Below are 17462 nucleotides of genomic sequence, written 5' to 3' on the forward strand. Positions count from 1 at the left end.
GATCGACTCTCGTTGCGCGACAGCGTGTGGATCGCCGGACGCGGCACGACTATCGAGGCGTTTTGGAAACCACTGCCTTGCCGGCCCGCGACGTGGGACTCCTCACGACCTTTCACCCAATCGGCCAGTGCGGGTGAACCGTCAAATGACTAATACTCCACAATAGATGCATCCGATGCATCGCCGACACATGCGGTCATTCGCGCCTCGGCGGGTCGATCGATCGGCCATCGGCCGGATGCTCGGTTCCCCATCGCCGGCCATGGCTCTCCGCCGGCACCTTCGGAGCGCCGGCGAGCCGCGTGACGATCATGTCCATCCCGGCGTCGCGCTGGATGTGCACCACCATTTCGGTGCATACTGATCGTGCGTTCAAGTGACACGCGTATTCCCCCTCCTCTCTCCTCCTGATCAGCCCCGCAGCGATCGATTCTGGAATGGTCAAAAACATCCAAGCCTTGCGCGGCGTGGCAGTCATGCTTGTCCTGATTGCGCACCTGACCAAGATCGAGGAAAAGTATTTTTCCGGCGAACCTGTCCTCCCTGCCTTTCTGTCCATCGGCATTTCCGGCGTCGATATCTTTTTCGTCATCTCCGGGTTCGTGATGGTTCATGTCACCCGCAACTCCGGTGCGGGGCTGCCCGATGCGATGGAGTTTTTTGCCCATCGGGTGACCCGCATCTATCCGCTCTACTGGTTCTACAGCCTGATGGTGTTGGTCGTATTCCTGATCCGTCCGAGCTGGGTGAACAACGCACAAGGCAACCAAGTCGACCTGCTGGCCTCCTTCATGCTGCTTCCCTTGCCGCAAGGCCAGATGCCGTTGCTCGCGGTCGGATGGAGCCTGATCCACGAGATGTATTTTTATGTCGCCTTTGGGCTGCTCCTTCTCGTCCCAAGGCGCTTTTTGGGTCACATGCTGGTCGCATGGTTTGGGGCCGTGTGTGCTTGGCGGGCCTTCGACGTGACGTCCGAGTCCGCAACCATTCAGCTCGTATTCCATCCGCTGACGCTGGAGTTCATTGCAGGCGCGCTGATTGGACGGGCTTACCTGTCGCAACAGGGACGGTTTCCCAAAACGGCCATTGTCGTCGGTCTGGCATTCTGGTGTCTTGCTTACGGCGTGTTTTCGCAAACCGTGGGCTACGGCATGGAGGCCGTGGAATGGCGCCGCGTCGTCGTATTCGGAATTCCCGCCTCGCTGATCGTCTATGGGGCGGTGATCTTGGAGCGCGACGGCAGGCATGTGTTGCCGAAATGGATGATGCGGATCGGGGATTGGTCCTACTCGATCTACCTGTCTCATTTGTTGGCCATATCTGCTTTGGGCAGGCTTTGGGCGGGGCTTCATGGCGAGGTCGTCTGGCTGAATGGAGCAGCCATCATCGCGTTCTTCTCGGCAGCGATCCTTTACGGGCAAGTCAGCTATCTCTGGATAGAGAGGCCGCTTCAAATGATGACTCGCCTGCGCCTGCTTCCCTCTCCGTCGAAACCCCGTCATTGACGCCGTGATCATGGGCGAAGGCGGACCCCTGCGGATTGTCGGGGATGGGGCGTGAGGAGAGATCCCTCTCGCCACGTCGGTCCATCCCGGCGGCCCGCCCGGCGTCGATTGACGCGCCGGTCTCCGCAGCGGTAGAGGGGACGACAGTCGTTCCGCCCGTGATGCATGGTCACAGGCGGATTCTCGGATGCGCCGTGGAGCTGACGGAGAGCTCCTCTCTCCGCCATCTTGGTTGTTTTTTGTCATGACCGGTTCGCCCGCATCGACGAGCAGGACCCTCGGCTGCCACCCGGTCGCGCGCCCGGCACGCGCCCAAGTCTCGAGAGTCCCCGCCGTGGCCGGCAACCCGATCGAAAGGCGAGAGTCGGCATGACGACATTCGGCGCGCTGACGAGCGGCGAGCGGACCTATCGCATCGTCGACCTGCCGGCCTTCGCCGGGCCAAAGCTCGCCCGGCTGCCCTGGCTGCACCGCATCCTGCTCGAGAACGTGCTGCGCAAAGCCGGCCCGGCCGCGCCCGAGGCGGCCGGCGCCATCCTGGCCTGGCTCGACACCGGCACCAGCGAGGCGGAGATCCCGTTCTCGCCGACCCGGGTGATGATGCACGACACCACCTGCGTGCCGGCGCTGGTCGACATCGCCGGCCTGCGCGCAGCGCTCGCCGAGGCGGGCCACGATCCGGCCCGGCTCGCGCCGATCCTGCCGGTCGACGTGTCGGTCGACCACTCGATCGCGGTCGACCATTTCGGCACGGCAGACGCGCTCGCCCGCAACATGGCGCGCGAGCTCGACCGCAATGCCGAGCGCTACCGGCTGATGAAATGGGCGACCCGGGCGCTCACTGGCGTGCGCGTCCATCCGCCCGGCACCGGCATCATGCACACGCTCAATCTCGAACGGCTCGCCAGCGTGGTGACGACCGGAGTCGAGGACGGCGTCGAGTGGGCCATGCCCGACACGTTGATCGGCACCGACAGCCACACACCGATGATCAACGGCATCGGCGTGCTGGCCTGGGGCGTCGGCGGGCTGGAGGCCGAGGGCGCGCTGTTCGGCGTCCCGACGACGCTGCGGGTGCCCGACGTGGTCGGCGTGCGGCTCACCGGAGCGTTGCGCGACGGCTGCCTCGCCACCGACCTCGCCCTGACGGTGACGCAGCGGCTGCGCCGGCTCGATCTCGCCGACCGCTTCGTCGAGTTCTTCGGCCCCGGCGTCGCCACCTTGTCGGCGAGCGAGCGCGCCGTGATCGCCAACATGACGCCGGAGTTCGGCGCCAACTCCGGCTATTTCCCGATCGACGCCCGGACGCTCGATTACCTGACAGCCACGGGCCGCCCGGCCGAGCACGTCGCGCTGGTGCGCGACTATGCGCAGCGCCAGGGCCTGTGGTTCGATCCCGACGCACGGCCGCGCTACACGGACGAGATCGAGATCGCGCTCGACGCGGTCGAGATGAGCCTCGCCGGCCCGCGGCGCCCGCAGGACCGGCTGTCGCCGGCCGCGACCCGCACTGCGCTCGCCGCGATCCGGCCGCTCGACGCCTCACGCAACGCCAACGCAGGCGCGCCGCCGGATGGCGCCGTCGCCATCGCGGCGGTCACCAGTTGCACCAACACGTCCGATCCGCGCCTGATCGTCGCGGCCGGTTTGCTGGCCCGCAAGGCGCGGCAGCGCGGACTCGTCCCGCCCGCCTGGGTGAAGACCTCGCTCGCGCCCGGCTCGCCGACAGCGGAGCGGTATCTTCGCCGCGCCGGCGTGCTCGACGATCTCGCGGCGATCGGCTTCGACATCGTCGGCTACGGCTGCACCACCTGCATCGGCAATTCCGGCCCGCTGACGCCGGCGATCGAGACCGCCATGGCCGAGCGTGGAATCCTTCCCGTCGCGGTGCTGTCCGGCAACCGCAATTTTCCCGGCCGCGTGCACCCGCAGATCGAGGCGGGCTTCCTCGCCTCGCCGCCCCTGGTGGTCGCCTATGCGCTCGCCGGCGACGTCGACCGCGACATTCTCACCGATCCGATCGGCCACGACCGCGACGGCCGGCCCGTGCATCTCGCCGCACTGTGGCCGACCAGCGCCGAGATCGAGGCCGCGACGGCCGCCGCCGCGGACCCGGCCGACTACGACGCCGCTTATGCCCTGGCCGAGGCGAGCGAGGCGTGGGAAACCCTCGACGCGCCGTCGGGCGCGCTGTTTCCGTGGGACGAGGCGTCGACCTATATCCGCCGGGCGCCCTTCGCCTCGGCCGGCGAGGGCAGCCGGCTCGGCCATCTCCGGGCGCATCCGATCCTGGTCGTCGGCGACGACATCACCACCGACCACATCTCGCCGGCCGGGGCGATCGGGCGGAGCAGCGCGGCGGCACGCCATCTGGTCGGGCGCGGCGACGACCCGGCCGACCTCAACGTCTATGCGGCGCGGCGCGGCAATTTCGAGGTGATGCTGCGCGGCCTGTTCACCAACAAGACGGTCCGCAACCTCCTCGACCCGGCGATCCCGCCGGGCTCGACCATCCACGCGCCGAGCGGCGCGATGCTGCCGCTGTTCGAAGCGGCCGCGCGCTACCGCGCCGAGGGCTACTCCGTCGTGGTGGTGGCGGGCGAGCGCTACGGCATGGGCTCGTCGCGCGACTGGGCCGCCAAGGGCGTCGCGCTCCTGGGCGTGCGGGCCGTGCTGGCGCTCGGCTTCGAGCGCATCCACCGCTCGAACCTGATCGGCATGGGCATCCTGCCGCTGCGGCTGCCGGCCGAGGCCGGCCCGGCCGCGCTGGCGCTCGCGAGCGGCGACGAGATCGAGATCGAGGCGGCGCCCGAAAAGCTGGCGCCGCGCGCGAGCGTCGCGGTCGCGATTCATCGCCGCGACGGCCGCATCGACCGCATCGTCGCCACGGCGGCGATCGAGACGTCGCTGGAGATCGAGATCCTCGCCGCCGGCGGCGTCCTGCCGCTGATCCTGCGGCGGGCCTCGCAGCCCGCCAACTCCGCGGACCGTCAGGGCGCGCCGGTCTTGGCCTTGCGATCGTCGACATAGCGGACATTGAGGGGCCGGCCGGCGACGGCGACGGCGAAGCCCTCGGACAAGCGGAGCGGCGTGCAGCGGTCGAGGCTCGCCGTGATGGCGTCGCGATAGACCCGCCGCGTGTCGGCGTTCACGCCCGGCGTCGCATAGGTCACCAGCGGCGCGCCCATCAGGGCGCCGGCGCGACTCATGCCGAAACGGACCGACATCTGCATGCCGGCCCGGCGCTGGTCTCCCGGCGGCGGAACCCAGCAGGTGCGGAGCGCCGCGGCGAGCGCCTGCAGCGAGCCGATCGGCTTGTCCGAGGGCGCGGCGCGATCCGGTGCAGTCTCGTCGCTGTCGATGGTCAGCCGCAGCGAGTCCGGCAGGCAGGAGCGCGTGCTGCAGTCGGGGACGGCCGCGGACGCGCCGGCGGGCGCAGCGCGACGGCGGCCCGAGCCGGGCCCGTCCGCTCCGGGCTCCGGCGTCACCAGCACGGGCACGCCGCCGGGCGCCTCGCGATACATCGGCACGCCGCGGGCCGCGGCGCCGGGCGCGATCGTGGTGCCGCCGACGCCGACCCCGCCCGGCGTATAGCCCTGCACGGGTGCGCCGGGCGCGATCGGGATGCCGCCCGGCCCCGGCGTCGTCGTGAGCTGGGCGAGCGCGACGGTGGTCGAGCCGACCAGGACGAAAGTGCCGGCGACGAGGCGGAGCATGGCGGACCTCGCAGCGTGAAGAGATACGCCCATTGTGCGCAAGACGCCGATCGTTGTCACCGGTCGCGGGTCGGTCACCGACCCGCACTGCAAAACCGCGCTGGCCGTCAGGCCCATTCGGCTCGCGCCTCGGCGCTGAGATCGACGGTGCCGCGCACGCCGATGTCGTCGAAATGCGCGTCGAGAAAGGTGCGCGCCGAGCGCCGGCCCTCGTCGCGCAGGAACTCGAAGAACTCGAAATCGGTCGACATCCGGCTGGCTGCCGTGAGGTCGTGCCCGATCACGTCGAGCGCGATGCGATGCAGCTTGATGCGGCGGTACTCGCCCGGCGCGGTGCCGTGCGGCAGGCGGCCCTCGTCGATCAGGCGCGCCACGAACTCGATGGCGCGGACCTCGGAGAGCAGCGAGGAATTGAAGTTGATCTCGTTGACGCGGTCGAGAATTTCGCGGGACGTGGTGGGCGTCATCCGGCGCTCCAGCGGATTGAGCTGAACGATCAGCACGTCCTCGGTCGCCGTGGTGTGGAAGAATGGAAAGAGCGCCGGATTGCCGAGATAGCCGCCGTCCCAGTACGGCACGCCGCCGATCTCGACGGCCCGGAACAGCATCGGCAGGCAGGTCGACGCCAGGATCACGTCGGCCGTGATCTTCTCGCGCGAGAAGACGCGCAGGCGGCCGGTGTGAACGTCGGTGGCCGAGACAAATAGCTGCAGGGCGTCGTGGACGCGCACCGCGTCGAAGTCGACGAACCGTTCGATCAGGTCGCGAAGCGGATTGATGTCGAGCGGACGGAGATCGTAGGGCGGGAAGAAGCGCCCCAGCGCGTCGAACCACATCCCCACCGGCGTGCTCTCGAGCGGAAAGAACGACAGCAGACGGTCCATCACGGCCCGTTGCATCGTGTCGAGCTGGCCGCGCGTGCTGACGGCGTGCCACAGGTCGGCGAGGCGCTTCTGCGCCTCCTTCGGTCCGCCGCGGGCGAGCCCGTCGGCCAGCATCACGGCGTTCACGGCGCCGGCCGAGGTGCCGGAGATACCCTCGATCCGCAGCCGCCCGTCGGCGAGGAGCTGATCGATCACCCCCCAGGTGAAGGCGCCGTGGGCACCCCCGCCCTGCAGGGCCAGGTTGACGCGCTTGGTCCCGGCCGGCGGGACCTCGAGTGGCTGTCCGGATGGCTCGATCGTCATGGCGGCAGTCTACTCCGCCAGCGCCTCCTTGCGCTTGCGGAAAACCGTCGGCGACAGCAGCACCAGGATCAGCATCGCCGCGACGACCAGCAGAACCGCGCTGATCGGCCGCTGCAGGAACACCAGCAGGTCGCCGTCGGAGAGCAGCATGGCGCGGCGGAAATTCTCCTCGAGCTGCGGGCCGAGCACGAGGCCGAGCAGCAGCGGCGCCGGCTCGGCGCCGACCTTGATGAAGAAGTAGCCGACCAGCGCGCAGCCCAGCATCAGCCAGATGTTGAACACGCTGTTGGCGATGCCGTAGGTGCCGATGCAGCACAACAGCGCGATCGCCGGGAACATCAGCCGGTAGGGGATCTTCAGCATCGACACCCAGATGCCGACCAGCGGCAGGTTGATCACCAGGAGCATCAGGTTGCCGACCCACATCGAGGCGATGACGCCCCAGACGAGCTGCGGCTGCTCGGTCATGATCTGCGGGCCGGGCTGGATGCCGTGCATCATCAGGGCGCCGATCATCAGCGCCATCAGGGCATTGGCCGGGATGCCGAGCGTCAGCAGCGGGATGAAGCTGGTCTGGGCGCCGGCATTGTTGGCGGCCTCCGGCGCGGCGACGCCCTCGATGGCGCCGTGGCCGAACATCGCCTTGTTCTTCGACAGCTTCTTCTCGACCGCATAGGCCGTGAACGGCGGCAGCGCCGCACCGCCGCCCGGCAGCACGCCGAGAATGCAGCCGATCAGCGTGCCGCGCGTCATCGCCGGGAAGCTGGCCTTGAGATCCGCCCAGCTCGGGATCAGGTCGCGCACCTTCTGGCTGACCACCTGGCGTACCGGCGGCCGCTCGAGATTGGCCATGATCTCGCCCAGCCCGAACAGGCCCATGGCGACCGGCACGAAGTCGATGCCGTCGCCGAGCTCGGCGACCCCGAAGGTCATGCGGGCGGCGCCCGACGACACGTCGATGCCGATCAGCCCGAGCAGCAGGCCGAGCAGCACCATGGCCAGCGCCTTCATGACCGAGCCGTGCGCCAGCACGACGGCGGCCAAGAGGCCGAGCACCAGCAGGCTGAAATACTCGACCGCGGTGAACTTCAGGGCCAGCGCCGACAGCGGCAGGCTGAGCAGGCAGATGACCACGGTGGCGATGGTGCCGGCATAGAACGAGGAGATCGCCGCGATGGCGAGCGCCGGCCCGGCGCGGCCCTGCTGCGCCATCTTGTGGCCGTCGAGGCAGGTGACCACCGACGAGGTCTCGCCCGGCACGTTGACCAGGATGGCCGTGGTCGAGCCGCCGTACTGGGCGCCGTAGAAGATGCCGGCCAGCATGATGAAGGCCGAGGTGGCGTCGAGCCCGAACGTGAAGGGCAAGAGCAGCGCCACGGTCGGGATCGGGCCGATGCCGGGCAGCACCCCGATGGCGGTGCCGATGACGACGCCGATCAGGCAGTAGAGGAGATTGATCGGCTCCACCGCGGTGGCGAGGCCGAGGGCGAGATTGCTGAACAGATCCATCGCGGCCGGCTCCTCACCAGGGCCAGATCGGCACCGGCAGCTTCAGGGCTTGGACGAACACGAGGACGGCGCCGACCGCCATGGCGCTGCCGAACAGCACCGTCTCGACGACGCGCATCTCGCGGCTGGCAAAACCGGCGATGACGATGGTGACGACCGAGGCGATCATCAGCCCGGCCGTCGTCACCAGCACGGCGAAGGCGGCGACCGCGGCGAGGATGAAGATCACGGCGCGCGGTTGCGGCGGCGCGATGCTCTTGAACGGGCTGACGAGCCCGCGCCCGACGAAGAACAGGCCGAAGGCGCACACCAAGGCGGCGATCGCCCGCGGCATGTAGCCGGGCCCCATATTGGCCGCCGTGCCGACCCGCAGGCTCCACGTCGCGACCGTGGTGAAGGCGGCGACGCCGACCAGGAAGAGGCCGAACAGCAGATCCTGCAGGTCGATGCGGCGACCGGTCATGCGATCATCCTTCCCGTTCTTCGAGGTTCGGGCGAACCCTCTCGTTCGGTCATTCCGGGCTCGGCTGCGGAGCAGCCGAGACCCGGAATCCAGCCCCGACGCACCGTGTCCATCGCTGGATTCCGGGTTCGCGCGTCCCGCGCGCCCCGGAATGACCACGAACTGATCAGCCGTCCCTTCGTCGCGCCCCTCACTCGCCCTTGATGCCGTTCTCGCGCACGACCTCGCCCAGCGTCTTCACGTTCTCGGCGAGCCAGGCCTTGAAGGCCGCCGGGCCGTCCGCCTTCACGGTGCCGCCGAGATCGGCGATCTTCTGGGCGATGTCGGGGTTCGCCAGGATCTTGCGCAGCTCGGCGTCGAGCTTGGCGATCAGCTCGGGCGGCGAGCCGGCCGTCACCATCAGGCCCTGCCAGGTGCCGGAATCGCCGGCCGGCAGCTTGGCCTCGTCGAAGGTCGGCAGGTCCGGTACCGAGGCGAGCCGGGCCGGACCCGACACGGCGAGGCCGACGAGCTGGCCGTTCTTGACGAACTGCAGCGAGCCCGAGACGCCGTTGAAGATCACCTGGCTCTCGCCCGACACCACGGCGCGCGTCGCCGCGGCGCCGCCCCGGTACGGGACGTTCTTCCACTCGATGCCGAGCGCCTTGCCGATGCGGATCGGGGTGACGTGATTCATGCCACCGATGCCCGAGTTGGCCACCGCGACCTTGCCCGGATTGGCCTTGGCATAGGCGACCAGCTCGGCCACCGACTTGACCGGCAATTGCGGCGCCACGGCCAGCACATAGGGCGCGAACATGATCATGCCGACCGGCGCCAGATCCTTTTGCGGATCGAAGGTGAGGTCTGCGAACAGGCTCGGCGCCAGCGCCAGCGTGCCGACGTCGAGCAGCAGCAGGGTGTGGCCGTCCTTGGCCGCCTTGGCGACCGCGTCGGCGCCGATATTGCCCGAGCCGCCCGGCTTGTTCTCGACCACCACGGCCTGGCCGATGGCCTCCTGCAACTTCGGAGCGATGAGTCGCGCCAAAATGTCGGACGAGCCGCCCGGCGCATAGGGCACGACGATCCGCACGGCGCGAGTGAAGCTTTGGGCCTCGGCGGCGGAGGGCTGCAGGGCTGCGCCGACGAGCGCGGCCATGACGAGCAGACACAACGATCGGAGCATCGGCATCCTCGCTATTCCGTTCTCTAATGGCGAAAATTCATTCGAGGGGCGGCACGGCGGCGGGGCCGGGAGTGTCCAGCATGCCACCGCAGCGGACGGCAGGGCTGGCGGATGATACGGCGAGTCAACGGCGGCGTCTAAGCCGGAAAGCGCAACGCCGGCATCCGGGTCCCCCGGCGGCCCGCCGATGCCGCGTTGCGGCGCCGCCGCAAATAACCGCGCATTCCGCCATTTCTGAACAACCGCCGGGCGGGAGCCGACCCCGCTTTCCGGCCACGCTAGTCGAAATGCACGTACTAATACGTGTTCAAGATTATGCCATCGGTCAGCCACGGATTCGGCGCCGCTGAGGCTCACCTCTCGCCTGCTGGCAGATCTGTCGCCTGTCTGACGTTGGGCGGGCGATGCGTAGACCCGACCGGGGGGCGGAGGGGACATGTTGTATCGCGTAGCCGTGCTGGCAGCTTTGCTGCTGGCGCTCGTACCGGACGTGGCGCCGAGCCCGGCGCGGGCCCAATCGATCCCGTCATCGCTGCAGGACTCCGGACCGGAGGCGATCGTCCGCCAACGCAAGAACGCCTGGACGATCGGCGTCGCCGGCGGCCTGCTCGACGGCTCCAACATGCGGTTCGTCGACGAGCTCGCCAAGGCACTCGACGACGGCGACAACCTGCGCATCCTGCCGATCGTCTCCTACGGAGCGGCGTCCAATCTGGAGGATCTCCTCTATCTCCAGGGCGTCGACGCCGCCGTCACCCAGGCCGACGTGTTCGAGTACTTCCGGGTCGAGCGGCGCACCCCGAACCTGGCGGTGCGGGTCAACTACATCCTGTCGCTGCCGATCTCCGAGCTGCACATCCTGGCCCGCGAGGACATCCGCACCATCCAGGACCTCAAGGGCAAGAAGGTCAATTTCGGCCCGGCCGGCAGCGGCTCGAGCCTGACCGGCACGATCGTCTTCCAGCGGCTCGGCATCCCGGTCCAGCAGGTGATGATCGACCAGTCGAGCGCGCTGCAGCAGCTCCGCGCCGGCGACGTCTCGGCGCTGGTGCGGGTGGTGACCAAGCCGGTCGACTTCTTTGCCAAGATCCCGCCCGGCTCCGGCCTGCACCTTCTGCCGGTGCCGTTCTCGAAGAGCATGGCGGACTATTACGGGATCGGCGAGTTCACCGACAAAGAGTATCCCGGCCTGGTGCCGCCGGGCCGCACCGTCGACACCATCGGGGTGCCGGCCGTGCTGGCCGTCTACAACTGGGCACCCAACACGCCGCGCCACGCCAAGGTCGAGCGGCTGGTGACGCGCCTGTTCGAGAACTGGGACAAGCTGCAGAAGCCGCCCTTCCACCCGAAATGGCGCGAGATCAATCCGGCCGCCACGGTGCCGGGCTGGACGCGGTTCGCTGTCGCCGACCGGATGGTGCAGAAGCTGCGCGCCGACACCTCGGCGCGGCAGCAGAAGTCGCTGCGCAATGATTTCCAGGAGTTCTTGACGAGCTCCGGCGCCAGCGCCGACGGCGACCGTGAGGCGCTGTTCCGCCAGTTCCTCCAGTGGCAGCAGACGCGAAGCACGAAGCCGCAATAGCCGACCGAGCCGGAGTCGCGGCGGGCGTCCGGCGCCCTTCTCGCACCAGCGAGGACAACCCAATGCCGATCACACCGGGACGCCTGCTGCTAGCCGCGGGTCTCGTGCTCTGCGCCGTGGACGCGGGCGCCCAGACCCGGACCGCCACGCCGGCGCCGGCGACCCGCCTCGGACCACCGTCCGAATCCTACCGATGCGACCGCGAGCACGCCGCCGCCGAGGTGAAGCGGCTGACCGAGACCGGCATCATCGCCGAGCTCAGCCAGTTTCCGCCGAACGTCTCGGTGATCGTCGACAAGCGCCATTGGGACAGGACGGCCGCGCCGCTGCGCCGCCGCTGGGCCCAGGAGGTCGCCTGCGCGACCGGCGAGGGCTTGGGCACCATGCTCCGCACCGTCACGTTCCGGGCCCGGGACACGAGCCGCCTGGGCAGCTTCTCGGACGCCGACCTGAAGGACTGACGACGGCAGCGGGACCTGCGTCCGCGTTTCACCAACGCGGCGCGAACCGGCGCGATGACGCAACAGACGCCTGGGGCCGGTTCCGGTGGCGATGAACGAATCGTTACCGCTCGTCCCCGCGAAGGCGGGGATCCAGGGGCGACACGGCAGACAAACCCTGGGTTCCCGCTTGCGCGGGAACGAGCGGAGCGTGGGTCGACGTCAGCGAAAACCGCTCCAGCCGTCAGGCCGGCAGGATCAGCGCACGACGGTGGTCAGCTCGGTGCAGTTGATCGCGCCGAACGCGCTGCGCACGCACTGGCGGCTGCTGACATACTGGACGCGCGGCGGCTCGGGCTTCGCGACGACGGCCGGGGCCGGCGCTTCAGCGGCTTTCGCCGGAGCGGGCGTCGCGGCGACCGCGACCGCGACCGGGCTCGGCGGTGCCATCACGACCTGCTTGGCGCCCGGATACGGCATCTTGTTGAGCACGACGAGGGTCAACACCACAACGGCAAGGGCATAGATGATGCGCATTGAGACACTCCAATCCGATGCGTCGGAAAAAGACCGCCGGACCGGACCGCGCCGGCCCGCATTACTTCAGACCGTCTGCGCGATGCCGCAACACGGTTGAGGCGATATTACCATAACTCGTCCGCGCCGCCGCGACCTGGTCCGAGCCGTGGCGATACGTCGCGCGCTTCGCGCCCCCGCGTCACAAGGGCGCGAGGCCGGCCTCGATCTCGCGGCGCCGCGACTCGAGGAACGGCGGCAACGCCAGGGTGCGGCCGAGCGTCTCCAACGGCTCGTCCACGGCGAAGCCGGGGCCGTCGGTGGCGATCTCGAACAGGATGCCGTTCGGCTCACGGAAATAGAGGCTGCGGAAATAGTAGCGGTCGACCGGACCGCTCGACGGCACGCGCATGCGCCGCAACCGCTCCGCCCAATCCTGATACGCCGCATCCGGCACCCGGAAGGCGACGTGATGGACGCCGCCGGCGCCCGGCGCCGCGACCGGCAGGCCGGGCTCGACCGCGACATGCAGCTCCGCCGCCGCCCCGCCCTCCCCCATCGCATAGACATGCGTCTGCGACCCGGGGTGGCCCGGCGTCTCGTAATCTCGCGCGGGCGTCATGTTCATCACGGCCGTGAGCACCGCGTCGGTCGGGGCGAGATCCGGCACCGAGATGGTGATCGGCCCGAGGCCGCGGATCTGGTGCTCGGCCGGCACCGGGCTGTCGGCCCAGGCATGCGCCTCGCCGGAACCGCCGTCGTCGATCAGGCTGAGTCGCTGCCCCTCGCGGTCCTCGACATCGAGGGTGGCGCGGCCGTCGCGCAGCACGATGTCGCCGCGGACGACGCCGGCGTCGGCAAGGCGCTGCCGCCACCAGGCGAGGCTCGCCTCGCCGGCTACCCGCAGGCCGGTGCGGCTGATGCTGCGGGTGCCGCGCCGCTCGCGCCCGACCGGCCAGTCGAAGAAGGTTAGGTCGGAGCCGGGCGAGGCGAGGCCATCCGCATAGAAGAGGTGATAGGCCGAGACGTCGTCCTGGTTGACGGTCTTCTTGACCAGCCGCAGCCCCAGCGTCCCGGTGTAGAAGGCGTGGTTTTCACGCGCGTCCGCCGTGACGGCAGTCAAGTGGTGGATCCCGGTGAGCTGCATTTCTCTAGGTCCTCGGTGCGATCTGATACAGGCGCGGGCTGGACCGATTGATCAGGCCAACCTCGCCAGGAAGGCTGCGGCGAGCGCGAGATCGCTCTGCGTCAGGCCGTGCCCGGCCGGAATCGTGCGGTGCGTGACGTCGGCGCCGGCCGCGGCGAGCACGGCGGCGAGCTTTTCAGGATCGCCCGGCGGCATGATCGGATCGGCATCGCCCGACACGATCAGGACGGGCGTGCGGTCGAGCTTTTGGGTCGGCGGCGCCGAGTCGAGCGGCACCATGACGCGCAGCAGCACCGCCCCGCTGAGCGTGCCGGGATGAAGCTGCAGCAGCGCGGCGGCGATGTTGGCGCCGTTGGAGAAGCCGAGCGCGACCGGCGCCGCGATCCCGTATTTCTCACGCGCTGCGCTCACGAACGCAGCGAGGTCGGCGGCGCGGCGACGCACGTCGTCCTGGTCGAGCACGCCCTCGGCGAGCCGCCGGAAGAATCGGGGCGCGGCGCCCTCCAGCACGTTGCCGCGCGGCGACAGCAACGCCGCGCCGGGCGCGACGGCGCGGCCGAGCCCGATCAGATCGGTCTCGTCGCCGCCGGTGCCGTGCAGCACCAGCAGAGGCGGACGACCCGGCGTCTTCGCCGGCTCGAAGCGATGGATGTGAAGGTTCAGCGCAGACGTGTCTTTGGCGACGACGGACATTTGGGCCTCGGGGGTGAAGGGGGCCTCGTGATCTCTTTCTTTACCTCTCCCCGCCACGCGGGGAGAGGTCGAGGTCCGCGCGCTCAGCGCGGACCTCGGGTGAGGGGGCGCCTCCGCATCCACGAGACGCCCCCTCATCCGTTTCGCCGCCACGCGACGAGCCACCTTCTCCCCGCACGCGGGGAGAAGGAGCGCGGCGCCATGCCGGGCCGAAAAACTCACGCCACCTGCGGCAGCACCGCCTCGATGGCGGCGCGGCGCGGCTCGAGCTGCGGCGGCAACTTCAGGGCCGTGCCGAGGGACGCGATCGGCTCGTCGACGGCAAAACCCGGCTGGTCGGTGGCGATCTCGAACAGCACGCCGCCCGGCTCGCGGAAGTAGACCGAGCGGAAATAGTTGCGGTCGCGCTGCCCGGTCGTCGTGATGCCGTGCCGGTCGGCGAGGCGCGCGACCATGTCGGCTTGCGCCGCGTCGTCAGCCGCCCGGAACGCCACATGATGAACCGAGCCGGCACCGAGCCGCCCGCGCGCCGGGCCGCCGGCCGTATGAAGATCGACGGTGGCGCCGACTCCCGCGTCCCTGGCATCGACGGCGCGATAGCGCACCACCTCGTCGTCGCGGCCGACCTCGGCGAAGCCGAGCACGTCGGTGAGGATCGCGGCCGTCGGCGCCGGGTCGGCCAGCAGCAGGCCGACGCTGTGGACCCCGCGGATCGCCGCCTCGGCCGGGATCTCGGCCGTGCTCCAGGCCGGCTCGGCCTCGAGGCCGGGCACGCCGACGAGCGCCAGCCGCATGCCGTCCGGATCGCGGACCCGCAGCACCGTCTCGCCGAACCGCTTTTGCGGCGCCTCGTGGCGCAGGCCGGCGGCGACCAGCCGGTGGGTCCAGAACGCGACGGCGGTCTCCGGGATGCGCAGCGCCGTCTCCATGGTCTCGCCGACGCCGACCTGACCGGGCGCGGCATGCTCCCACGGGAAGAAAGTGACGATGCTGCCGGGCTGCCCGGTCTCGTCGCCGTAATAGAAGTGATAGGTGCCGGGATCGTCGAAGTTCACGGTCCTCTTGACCAGCCGCAGCCCGAGCGTGCGGGCATAGATGTCGAGATTGCGGTGGGCGCGGCCGGCCATCGCCGTGACGTGATGAATGCCGTGGGGCATCTGAGCCTCCTGCGGGGCGCCATCGCCCCGTCAAACTGTCGGTGTCTGGGCAGAGATGGGGCGCCGCGCCGCCACCGCCATTGCATCCATGCAATTCTTGATGTGCACAGCGGCCAGTTGTATTGCACTGCTGAACAAAAGGTCCGCCCCCGATGCCCGACTCGCACAAGACACTGGCCTGGGACGACTTCCGGCTGATCAAGGCGATCGCCGACGCGCGCACCCTGCCGGCTGCAGCGCCCCTGGTCGGCGTCAACCACTCGACGGTGTTCCGCCGGCTCGGCCAGATCGAGGCCGCCCTGGGCGTGGCGCTGTTCGAGCGCCACCGCACCGGCTATGCGCCGACCGCGGCCGGCGAGGAGATGATCGCGCTCGCCCGCCGGATGGACGACGACGTCGTCGCCTTCACGCGGCGGATCGCCGGGCATGAGGTGTCGCCCTCGGGCGAGCTCAGGGTGACCACCAACGATTCGCTGCTGGTGCATCTGCTCACGCCGCTGTTCGGCGACTTCCGCCGGCACTGCCCCGATGTGCGGCTCGACGTCGTGCTGTCGAACCAGGCCCTCAATCTGTCCAAGCGCGACGCCGACGTGGCGATCCGGGCGACCGACCAGCCGCCCGAGACCCTCGTGGGCCGCCGCGCCGCGACCATCGGCTGGGCCCTGTACGGTCGGGCCGCGGAGTTTCCGGACGGCGCGCCGCGCGACGAGACGGCCCTGTTCGGGCGCGACTGGATCGCGCTGGGCGAGCACCTCGCCGCCCTGCAGGCGGTGAAGTATGTCCGCGCCCATGTGGCGCCCGAGCGCATCGTCTACCGGGTGAACTCGGTGCTCGGTCTCGCCGAGGCGGTGGAGCATGGGCTCGGCATCGGCCACCTGCCTTGCTTCATCGGCGACGCGCGGCGGGCGCTGGTGCGCCTCGCCCCGCCCGATCCGGCGCTCGCCGCCGATCTCTGGCTGCTGACCCATCCGGACCTGCGCCAGGCCGCCCGCGTGCGGGTGTTCATGGACTTTTTGGCCACCGAGCTTCTGAAGCGCCGCCGCTTCATCGCCGGGGAGGAGCCCTCCGACAGGACGTAGCTCCAGGCTCCCCATACGACCCGTCAGCCATGTCTCCGAACAGGTGTTTGCCATGTCCTCGGGCTGAACACTCGACCCGCGCATCCATCACGCTTCGCAAAAACACTTGTTCGCAGAAGGATGGATCGCCGGGTCAAGCCCGGCGATGACGCCGGTGAGGCAGAGATGTGGCGGGAACGAGCGGAACAGACTCGCCTCCCTCAGGCCGACCGTTCGGCGATCACCGCCACCGGCCCGCCGCCGTCGGGGCCCTGGTGCTCGGCGCCGCCCGAGACGTAGATCTCGGCATGGCCGACGAGGCCGGCCAGCGCGCCGCACACGAAGGCGCGGGCGTGGCGGGTCGACGAGATGTCGGAATCGTCCAGCATGGTGTGGCGATGGCCGCGCAGCTTGCCGTCGTGGCTCGCCTCCGCCTTGGACAACAGCGCGACCAGGCGGCTGCGCTCCGCCGGACCGAGCTGGCCGTCGGCCGCAAAGCCGAGCCGCCGCAGGGCGGCCCGCACCGGCTCCACGTCGATCCCGTCGCTCATCACGGCATGGTCGACGACGAGCGGCCCGACCCACTCCGGCGAGGAGCCGAGCACGACGATCTCATGGTCCAACAGCTCGATGCCCGACGAGCACGAGGCGCGGCCGGACCAAAGTGAATAATCGGCCGCGATCTTGTCGTCGGTAATCGTGTCGCGAAAAATCTCGCCGAGCGCGACGGCGACACCGAGCGCACTGGCGGCGCGCGAAAGGCCCATGGACTTGAGCGTGTCGCGGGTCGCGACGGTGTCGCCCTTCGCCTCCGCCTCGCCGATCCGCTGCAGCGTCAGCAGCGGGCATTTGATCTGGACGAAATGCACGTCGGCCGGATTCTCGATCCCGGCGTCGCTCATCGCGGCGCGCACGCCTTCGGCCACCATGTCGACCTCGGCGCCGCGGCCGAGCGCCGCGAAGGGCAGCATCGGCGTGCGGGTGCGGCCGATGGCGAGCGCCGGTCCTGTCGCGGTCTCGTTGGTCTCGCGCCGCTCGAAAACGGTCCAGTGCGGCGCCATGCCGCCTTCGGTGCCGCCCGACATCACCAGACACACCGCATGCGCGGCGTCGGCCGACATATACCGCTGCAGCATCAGGCCGAGCGACTGGGTGGCAAAGCCGCGGGCGAAATCGTTGACGCAGCCGTTGCCCTCGGTCTTGCCGAAGATGGCGACGATGCCGGCCGGATCGACGCGGCCGTCCCTGATGGCGGCTTCGATGCCGGAGACGTCGTCCGGAGCGGTGGCGGAGATGCGATGGACATAGGCGCGACGGGTCATCG

The 17462-nt window shown here is 69.6% G+C and carries 16 protein-coding genes; 5 read left to right on the plus strand and 11 right to left on the minus strand.

Features of this window, described 5'->3' with window-relative positions; all coding sequences use genetic code 11:
- Positions 1-196: 196 nt before the first annotated feature.
- On the minus strand, positions 197-451 hold the full coding sequence (locus HXX10_RS02645; protein WP_296519916.1) for a hypothetical protein: 255 nt from the start codon (positions 449-451) through the stop codon (positions 197-199).
- On the opposite strand from HXX10_RS02645, the gene HXX10_RS02650 reads away from it, so the two are divergent.
- Entirely contained in the window at positions 438-1505 is a 1068-nt protein-coding gene (locus HXX10_RS02650) for an acyltransferase (protein WP_296519917.1), read from the plus strand. The genes HXX10_RS02645 and HXX10_RS02650 overlap by 14 nt on opposite strands.
- A gap of 369 nt (positions 1506-1874) precedes the next feature.
- Complete coding sequence (gene acnA / locus HXX10_RS02655) at positions 1875-4535, plus strand: aconitate hydratase AcnA (RefSeq protein ID WP_296519918.1); 2661 nt, start codon at positions 1875-1877, stop codon at positions 4533-4535.
- Here acnA and HXX10_RS02660 read toward each other — a convergent pair.
- The 5 genes from HXX10_RS02660 to HXX10_RS02680 all read right to left on the minus strand — a co-directional run bounded on the left by HXX10_RS02660 (position 4496) and on the right by HXX10_RS02680 (position 9545).
- Positions 4496-5221 (minus strand): hypothetical protein, encoded by a 726-nt coding sequence (locus HXX10_RS02660; RefSeq protein WP_296519919.1) that lies wholly within the window; start codon positions 5219-5221, stop codon positions 4496-4498. The genes acnA and HXX10_RS02660 overlap by 40 nt on opposite strands.
- A gap of 107 nt (positions 5222-5328) precedes the next feature.
- Complete coding sequence (locus tag HXX10_RS02665; RefSeq protein WP_296519920.1) at positions 5329-6408, minus strand: patatin-like phospholipase family protein; 1080 nt, start codon at positions 6406-6408, stop codon at positions 5329-5331.
- A gap of 9 nt (positions 6409-6417) precedes the next feature.
- A complete protein-coding gene (locus HXX10_RS02670) occupies positions 6418-7917 on the minus strand; it encodes a tripartite tricarboxylate transporter permease (RefSeq protein ID WP_296519921.1) in 1500 nt (499 codons plus the stop codon).
- 13 nt (positions 7918-7930) lie between these two features.
- The gene (locus tag HXX10_RS02675) at positions 7931-8380 is read right to left on the minus strand and encodes a tripartite tricarboxylate transporter TctB family protein (RefSeq protein ID WP_296519922.1); all 450 of its coding nucleotides are present in this window, start codon (positions 8378-8380) and stop codon (positions 7931-7933) included.
- 190 nt (positions 8381-8570) lie between these two features.
- Positions 8571-9545 (minus strand): tripartite tricarboxylate transporter substrate binding protein, encoded by a 975-nt coding sequence (locus HXX10_RS02680; RefSeq protein WP_296519923.1) that lies wholly within the window; start codon positions 9543-9545, stop codon positions 8571-8573.
- Positions 9546-9981: 436 nt separating this feature from the next.
- On the opposite strand from HXX10_RS02680, the gene HXX10_RS02685 reads away from it, so the two are divergent.
- Positions 9982-11127 carry a TAXI family TRAP transporter solute-binding subunit gene (locus HXX10_RS02685; protein WP_296519924.1) on the plus strand — a complete coding sequence of 382 codons (1146 nt, stop codon included), beginning with the start codon at positions 9982-9984 and terminating at the stop codon, positions 11125-11127.
- Positions 11128-11189: 62 nt separating this feature from the next.
- A complete protein-coding gene (locus HXX10_RS02690) occupies positions 11190-11588 on the plus strand; it encodes a hypothetical protein (RefSeq protein ID WP_296519926.1) in 399 nt (132 codons plus the stop codon).
- A gap of 237 nt (positions 11589-11825) precedes the next feature.
- Here HXX10_RS02690 and HXX10_RS02695 read toward each other — a convergent pair whose 3' ends face one another.
- From HXX10_RS02695 to HXX10_RS02710, 4 genes are all read right to left on the minus strand, one after another.
- Entirely contained in the window at positions 11826-12104 is a 279-nt protein-coding gene (locus HXX10_RS02695) for a hypothetical protein (protein ID WP_296519927.1), read from the minus strand.
- A gap of 181 nt (positions 12105-12285) precedes the next feature.
- Positions 12286-13230, minus strand: coding sequence for a ring-cleaving dioxygenase (locus HXX10_RS02700; protein ID WP_296519928.1), 945 nt, complete (start codon positions 13228-13230; stop codon positions 12286-12288).
- Between the two features lie 51 nt (positions 13231-13281).
- Complete coding sequence (locus HXX10_RS02705; protein ID WP_296519929.1) at positions 13282-13923, minus strand: alpha/beta hydrolase; 642 nt, start codon at positions 13921-13923, stop codon at positions 13282-13284.
- A 218-nt stretch (positions 13924-14141) separates the two neighbouring features.
- Positions 14142-15080 carry a ring-cleaving dioxygenase gene (locus HXX10_RS02710; protein ID WP_296519930.1) on the minus strand — a complete coding sequence of 313 codons (939 nt, stop codon included), beginning with the start codon at positions 15078-15080 and terminating at the stop codon, positions 14142-14144.
- 152 nt (positions 15081-15232) lie between these two features.
- Here HXX10_RS02710 and HXX10_RS02715 point away from each other — a divergent pair, with 152 nt between their 5' ends.
- Positions 15233-16159, plus strand: coding sequence for a LysR family transcriptional regulator (locus tag HXX10_RS02715; protein WP_296519931.1), 927 nt, complete (start codon positions 15233-15235; stop codon positions 16157-16159).
- 200 nt (positions 16160-16359) lie between these two features.
- Here HXX10_RS02715 and HXX10_RS02720 read toward each other — a convergent pair whose 3' ends face one another.
- Positions 16360-17460 carry a ring-opening amidohydrolase gene (locus HXX10_RS02720; protein WP_296519932.1) on the minus strand — a complete coding sequence of 367 codons (1101 nt, stop codon included), beginning with the start codon at positions 17458-17460 and terminating at the stop codon, positions 16360-16362.
- Between the last annotated feature and the right edge of the window lie 2 nt (positions 17461-17462).

It is taken from the genome of Rhodoplanes sp. (assembly GCF_013377085.1).
Lineage (GTDB): Bacteria > Pseudomonadota > Alphaproteobacteria > Rhizobiales > Xanthobacteraceae > Rhodoplanes.

What these genes read in the sequence shown, in the direction of transcription:
- HXX10_RS02650 (WP_296519917.1), top strand. Translation starts at nt 438, where the DNA reads ATGGTCAAAAACATCCAAGCCTTGCGCGGCGTGGCAGTCATGCTTGTC.
- HXX10_RS02645 (WP_296519916.1), bottom strand. Translation starts at nt 451, where the DNA reads ATGTTTTTGACCATTCCAGAATCGATCGCTGCGGGGCTGATCAGGAGG.
- acnA (WP_296519918.1), top strand. Translation starts at nt 1,875, where the DNA reads ATGACGACATTCGGCGCGCTGACGAGCGGCGAGCGGACCTATCGCATC.
- HXX10_RS02660 (WP_296519919.1), bottom strand. Translation starts at nt 5,221, where the DNA reads ATGCTCCGCCTCGTCGCCGGCACTTTCGTCCTGGTCGGCTCGACCACC.
- HXX10_RS02665 (WP_296519920.1), bottom strand. Translation starts at nt 6,408, where the DNA reads ATGACGATCGAGCCATCCGGACAGCCACTCGAGGTCCCGCCGGCCGGG.
- HXX10_RS02670 (WP_296519921.1), bottom strand. Translation starts at nt 7,917, where the DNA reads ATGGATCTGTTCAGCAATCTCGCCCTCGGCCTCGCCACCGCGGTGGAG.
- HXX10_RS02675 (WP_296519922.1), bottom strand. Translation starts at nt 8,380, where the DNA reads ATGACCGGTCGCCGCATCGACCTGCAGGATCTGCTGTTCGGCCTCTTC.
- HXX10_RS02680 (WP_296519923.1), bottom strand. Translation starts at nt 9,545, where the DNA reads ATGCTCCGATCGTTGTGTCTGCTCGTCATGGCCGCGCTCGTCGGCGCA.
- HXX10_RS02685 (WP_296519924.1), top strand. Translation starts at nt 9,982, where the DNA reads ATGTTGTATCGCGTAGCCGTGCTGGCAGCTTTGCTGCTGGCGCTCGTA.
- HXX10_RS02690 (WP_296519926.1), top strand. Translation starts at nt 11,190, where the DNA reads ATGCCGATCACACCGGGACGCCTGCTGCTAGCCGCGGGTCTCGTGCTC.
- HXX10_RS02695 (WP_296519927.1), bottom strand. Translation starts at nt 12,104, where the DNA reads ATGCGCATCATCTATGCCCTTGCCGTTGTGGTGTTGACCCTCGTCGTG.
- HXX10_RS02700 (WP_296519928.1), bottom strand. Translation starts at nt 13,230, where the DNA reads ATGCAGCTCACCGGGATCCACCACTTGACTGCCGTCACGGCGGACGCG.
- HXX10_RS02705 (WP_296519929.1), bottom strand. Translation starts at nt 13,923, where the DNA reads ATGTCCGTCGTCGCCAAAGACACGTCTGCGCTGAACCTTCACATCCAT.
- HXX10_RS02710 (WP_296519930.1), bottom strand. Translation starts at nt 15,080, where the DNA reads ATGCCCCACGGCATTCATCACGTCACGGCGATGGCCGGCCGCGCCCAC.
- HXX10_RS02715 (WP_296519931.1), top strand. Translation starts at nt 15,233, where the DNA reads ATGCCCGACTCGCACAAGACACTGGCCTGGGACGACTTCCGGCTGATC.
- HXX10_RS02720 (WP_296519932.1), bottom strand. Translation starts at nt 17,460, where the DNA reads ATGACCCGTCGCGCCTATGTCCATCGCATCTCCGCCACCGCTCCGGAC.